Origin of the sequence: Herbiconiux daphne, from assembly GCF_024979295.1 — a bacterium.
Classification (GTDB): domain Bacteria; phylum Actinomycetota; class Actinomycetes; order Actinomycetales; family Microbacteriaceae; genus Herbiconiux; species Herbiconiux daphnes.
The window spans coordinates 1-5605 of the sequence record NZ_JANLCJ010000022.1; the positions used below are offsets into that span (position 1 = coordinate 1).

1 protein-coding gene and 3 rRNA genes are annotated in these 5605 nt (G+C 54.3%); 3 read left to right on the plus strand and 1 reads right to left on the minus strand.

Annotation, left to right across the window (positions count from 1 at the left end):
- Positions 1 to 201 (minus strand): hypothetical protein (locus N1032_RS21905; protein WP_259542308.1); only part of this gene is annotated, 201 nt, incomplete at its 3' end.
- A 39-nt stretch (positions 202 to 240) separates the two neighbouring features.
- On the opposite strand from N1032_RS21905, the gene N1032_RS21910 reads away from it, so the two are divergent.
- The 3 genes from N1032_RS21910 to rrf all read left to right on the plus strand — a co-directional run bounded on the left by N1032_RS21910 (position 241) and on the right by rrf (position 5603).
- Positions 241 to 1773 (plus strand): 16S ribosomal RNA (locus N1032_RS21910).
- A 447-nt stretch (positions 1774 to 2220) separates the two neighbouring features.
- A 23S ribosomal RNA gene (locus N1032_RS21915) occupies positions 2221 to 5344 on the plus strand.
- Positions 5345 to 5486: 142 nt separating this feature from the next.
- Positions 5487 to 5603 (plus strand): 5S ribosomal RNA (gene rrf / locus N1032_RS21920).
- Together the 16S, 23S and 5S rRNA genes form the textbook arrangement of a ribosomal RNA operon.
- The last annotated feature ends 2 nt before the right edge of the window (positions 5604 to 5605 follow it).

The following is a 5605-nucleotide window of genomic DNA, read 5'->3' on the forward strand; positions in this document are numbered from 1 at the left end:
TGGTAGGGTTGTGAAGTTGCCCAGTGGGCTGGTCGTGAGGCTGGTGGCTGGTGCGTCCGATCCTTGAGAACTCAACAGCGTGCACAATGTCAAATGCCAAAAACCCCGTCTGGCTTCGGTCAGAAGGGATTCCTTTGGAAAACATTTAGAACAACAAAGCAAGTCAGTAATGATTTGTTCTGTCAGTTTCAAACTTGCCATTCGCGTGCCCTATTCCGGGTCGTGTTTGGTGCGTAATCATTTACGGAGAGTTTGATCCTGGCTCAGGACGAACGCTGGCGGCGTGCTTAACACATGCAAGTCGAACGGTGAACAAGGAGCTTGCTTCTTGGGATCAGTGGCGAACGGGTGAGTAACACGTGAGTAACCTGCCCTTGACTCTGGGATAAGCGTTGGAAACGACGTCTAATACCGGATACGACTTCCGACGGCATCGTCTGGGGGTGGAAAGATTTTTTGGTCAAGGATGGACTCGCGGCCTATCAGCTTGTTGGTGAGGTAATGGCTCACCAAGGCGACGACGGGTAGCCGGCCTGAGAGGGTGACCGGCCACACTGGGACTGAGACACGGCCCAGACTCCTACGGGAGGCAGCAGTGGGGAATATTGCACAATGGGCGCAAGCCTGATGCAGCAACGCCGCGTGAGGGATGACGGCCTTCGGGTTGTAAACCTCTTTTAGTAGGGAAGAAGGGAGCTTGCTCTTGACGGTACCTGCAGAAAAAGCACCGGCTAACTACGTGCCAGCAGCCGCGGTAATACGTAGGGTGCAAGCGTTGTCCGGAATTATTGGGCGTAAAGAGCTCGTAGGCGGTTTGTCGCGTCTGCTGTGAAAACTGGAGGCTCAACCTCCAGCCTGCAGTGGGTACGGGCAGACTAGAGTGCGGTAGGGGAGATTGGAATTCCTGGTGTAGCGGTGGAATGCGCAGATATCAGGAGGAACACCGATGGCGAAGGCAGATCTCTGGGCCGTAACTGACGCTGAGGAGCGAAAGCGTGGGGAGCGAACAGGATTAGATACCCTGGTAGTCCACGCCGTAAACGTTGGGAACTAGATGTGGGGACCATTCCACGGTCTCCGTGTCGCAGCTAACGCATTAAGTTCCCCGCCTGGGGAGTACGGCCGCAAGGCTAAAACTCAAAGGAATTGACGGGGGCCCGCACAAGCGGCGGAGCATGCGGATTAATTCGATGCAACGCGAAGAACCTTACCAAGGCTTGACATATACGAGAACGGGCCAGAAATGGTCAACTCTTTGGACACTCGTAAACAGGTGGTGCATGGTTGTCGTCAGCTCGTGTCGTGAGATGTTGGGTTAAGTCCCGCAACGAGCGCAACCCTCGTTCTATGTTGCCAGCACGTCATGGTGGGAACTCATAGGAGACTGCCGGGGTCAACTCGGAGGAAGGTGGGGATGACGTCAAATCATCATGCCCCTTATGTCTTGGGCTTCACGCATGCTACAATGGCCGGTACAAAGGGCTGCAATACCGTAAGGTGGAGCGAATCCCAAAAAGCCGGTCTCAGTTCGGATTGAGGTCTGCAACTCGACCTCATGAAGTCGGAGTCGCTAGTAATCGTGGATCAGCAACGCCACGGTGAATACGTTCCCGGGCCTTGTACACACCGCCCGTCAAGTCATGAAAGTCGGTAACACCCAACGCCAGTGGCCTAACCCTTTTTGGGAGGGAGCTGTCTAAGGTGGGATCGGTGATTAGGACTAAGTCGTAACAAGGTAGCCGTACCGGAAGGTGCGGCTGGATCACCTCCTTTCTAAGGAGCACTGCACTCTTCGGAGTGACAGAGCCAGAGCAAGACGAACGTTCTTGCCTGGAGCTCATGGGTGGAACATTGACATTGGTTGTCGGAGAAGCTTTCTCCGATCTAGTACGGTCCTTCACGTGTGGAGGGTTTGGAACGGTCGGGGCTGGTGAGTGCCGGCGACATGCACGCTGTTGGGTCCTGAGGGACCGGAACGCAATGCTTTCGGGTGTTGTGGACTGAACCTCTGGACCCTTTCGTTGTTTCCTTTATATTGAGGTTGCGCGGAGGGGTACCGCCCGTACTTTGAGAACTACACAGTGGACGCGAGCATCTTAGATTCAGGACGTATGTCCTGGATCACAAAGATCGACAAGAACCCTTCGGGGTTCTGTAGATCATTGGTCAATTTCGATGACACCTTCGGGTGTTGTCTAAGCGATTCAATAACTCATGTGATTTCAAGTTTCTAAGAGCAAACGGTGGATGCCTTGGCATCTGGAGCCGAAGAAGGACGTATAAATCTGCGATAAGCCTCGGGGAGCTGATAATAGAGCTTTGATCCGAGGATTTCCGAATGGGGAAACCCCGCCAGGCCCTTCGTGGTGACCTGGTGACTCCCGCCTGAATATATAGGGCGGGTAGAGGGAACGTGGGGAAGTGAAACATCTCAGTACCCACAGGAAGAGAAAACAACAGTGATTCCGTTAGTAGTGGCGAGCGAACCCGGAAGAGGCTAAACCGGTCATGTGTGATAGCCGGCAGGCGTTGCATGGTCGGGGTTGTGGGACTTTTCAGCAGTTACTGCCGTACTGCGAGCGTTACAACGCAATATAGGCGAATGGTTTTGAAAGGCCAGTCATAGAGGGTGCCAACCCCGTAGCCGAAATGTTGCAATGGCGCGAAGAGTATCCCAAGTAGCACGGGGCCCGAGAAATCCCGTGTGAATCTGTCAGGACCACCTGATAAGCCTAAATACTCCCAGATGACCGATAGCGGACAAGTACCGTGAGGGAAAGGTGAAAAGTACCCCGGGAGGGGAGTGAAATAGTACCTGAAACCGTTTGCTTACAAACCGTTGGAGCACCCGTGTTGGTGTGACAGCGTGCCTTTTGAAGAATGAGCCTGCGAGTTAGTGATATGTGGCGAGGTTAACCCGTGAGGGGAATCCGTAGCGAAAGCGAGTCTTAATAGGGCGAGTGAGTCGCATGTTCTAGACCCGAAGCGAAGTGATCTATCCATGGCCAGGTTGAAGCGACGGTAAGACGTCGTGGAGGACCGAACCCACTTCAGTTGAAAATGGAGGGGATGAGCTGTGGATAGGGGTGAAAGGCCAATCAAACTTCGTGATAGCTGGTTCTCTCCGAAATGCATTTAGGTGCAGCGTTGCGTGTTTCTTGCCGGAGGTAGAGCTACTGGATAGCCGATGGGCCCCAAAAGGCTACTGACGTTAGCCAAACTCCGAATGCCGGTAAGTGAGAGCGCAGCAGTGAGACGGTGGGGGATAAGCTTCATCGTCGAGAGGGAAACAACCCAGACCACCAACTAAGGTCCCAAAGCGCGTGCTAAGTGGGAAAGGATGTGGAGTTGCACAGACAACCAGGAGGTTGGCTTAGAAGCAGCCACCCTTGAAAGAGTGCGTAATAGCTCACTGGTCAAGTGATTCCGCGCCGACAATGTAACGGGGCTCAAGCACGCCACCGAAGTTGTGGCATTCATATTAGTGGCAGGCCTTCGTGGTCCAGCCGTGTGGATGGGTAGGAGAGCGTCGTGTGGCGAGTGAAGCGGCGGTGGAAACCAGCCGTGGACGCCACACGAGTGAGAATGCAGGCATGAGTAGCGAAAGACGGGTGAGAAACCCGTCCTCCGAAAGACCAAGGGTTCCAGGGCCAGGCTAATCCGCCCTGGGTAAGTCGGGACCTAAGGCGAGGCCGACAGGCGTAGTCGATGGACAACGGGTTGATATTCCCGTACTGGCGAAAAACCGCCCAAGCTAATCCAGTAGTGCTAAGAGTCCTAACCCGGACCACTGATCCTCTTTCGAGAGGTGAGGGGACCGGTCTAACGCTCGACCCCGTTCTGGTGCGGTTAGCGTATTAACAGGTGTGACGCAGGAAGGTAGCTGAGCCGGGCGATGGTTGTCCCGGTCTAAGAATGTAGGCCGAGAGATAGGCAAATCCGTCTCTCATATACGGCTGAGACTCGATGGGTAGTCCTCACGGACGAAATCAGTGATCCTATGCTGCCAAGAAAAGCATCGACGCGAGGTTTTAGCCACCCGTACCCCAAACCGACTCAGGTGGTCAGGTAGAGAATACCAAGGAGATCGAGAGAATCGTGGTTAAGGAACTCGGCAAAATGCCCCCGTAACTTCGGGAGAAGGGGGGCCTGAGGCGTGAACGGACTTGCTCCGGGAGCGTTTGAAGGCCGCAGAGACCAGTGGGAAGCGACTGTTTACTAAAAACACAGGTCCGTGCCAAGTCGCAAGACGATGTATACGGACTGACGCCTGCCCGGTGCTGGAAGGTTAAGAGGAACGGTTAGCCGCAAGGCGAAGCTGAGAATTTAAGCCCCAGTAAACGGCGGTGGTAACTATAACCATCCTAAGGTAGCGAAATTCCTTGTCGGGTAAGTTCCGACCTGCACGAATGGCGTAACGACTTCCCAGCTGTCTCAACCGCGAACTCGGCGAAATTGCACTACGAGTAAAGATGCTCGTTACGCGCAGCAGGACGGAAAGACCCCGTGACCTTTACTACAGCTTGGTATTGGTGTTCGGTGTGGCTTGTGTAGGATAGGTGGGAGACGGTGAAGCTCGGACGCTAGTTCGGGTGGAGTCATTGTTGAAATACCACTCTGGTCACTCTGGATATCTAACTTCGGACCCTAATCGGGTTCAGGGACAGTGCCTGGTGGGTAGTTTAACTGGGGCGGTTGCCTCCTAAAAAGTAACGGAGGCGCCCAAAGGTTCCCTCAATCTGGTTGGCAATCAGATGGCGAGTGTAAGTGCACAAGGGAGCTTGACTGTGAGACTGACAAGTCGAGCAGGGACGAAAGTCGGGACTAGTGATCCGGCAGTGGCTTGTGGAAGCGCTGTCGCTCAACGGATAAAAGGTACCTCGGGGATAACAGGCTGATCTTGCCCAAGAGTCCATATCGACGGCATGGTTTGGCACCTCGATGTCGGCTCGTCGCATCCTGGGGCTGGAGTAGGTCCCAAGGGTTGGGCTGTTCGCCCATTAAAGCGGTACGCGAGCTGGGTTTAGAACGTCGTGAGACAGTTCGGTCCCTATCCGCTGCGCGCGTAGGAAATTTGAAAGGATCTGACCCTAGTACGAGAGGACCGGGTTGGACGAACCTCTGGTGTGTCAGTTGTTCCGCCAGGAGCACCGCTGATTAGCTACGTTCGGGATGGATAACCGCTGAAAGCATCTAAGCGGGAAGCCGGCCTTGAGATGAGATTTCCATACCCTTCGGGGTGAGAGGCTCCCAGCTAGACTACTGGGTTGATAGGCAGGATGTGGAAGCGAGGACTAAAGACTCGTGGAGCTGACCTGTACTAATAAGCCGATAACTTGATAATCACCACTCACATGCATGTTGTAAGGCTGGCATGTGGGGACATGAAATGCTTGCGTCCACTATGTGGTTCCCGACGTACGGTCGGAGAACCAAGACATTCAGCAATGAATGCTTGAAACCTTCGAGACACACGTCTCTAATGTTTCGGCGGCCATAGCGAGAGGGAAACGCCCGGTCACATTCCGAACCCGGAAGCTAAGACTCTCTGCGCCGATGGTACTGCAAGGGGGACCTTGTGGGAGAGTAGGACACCGCCGGACTT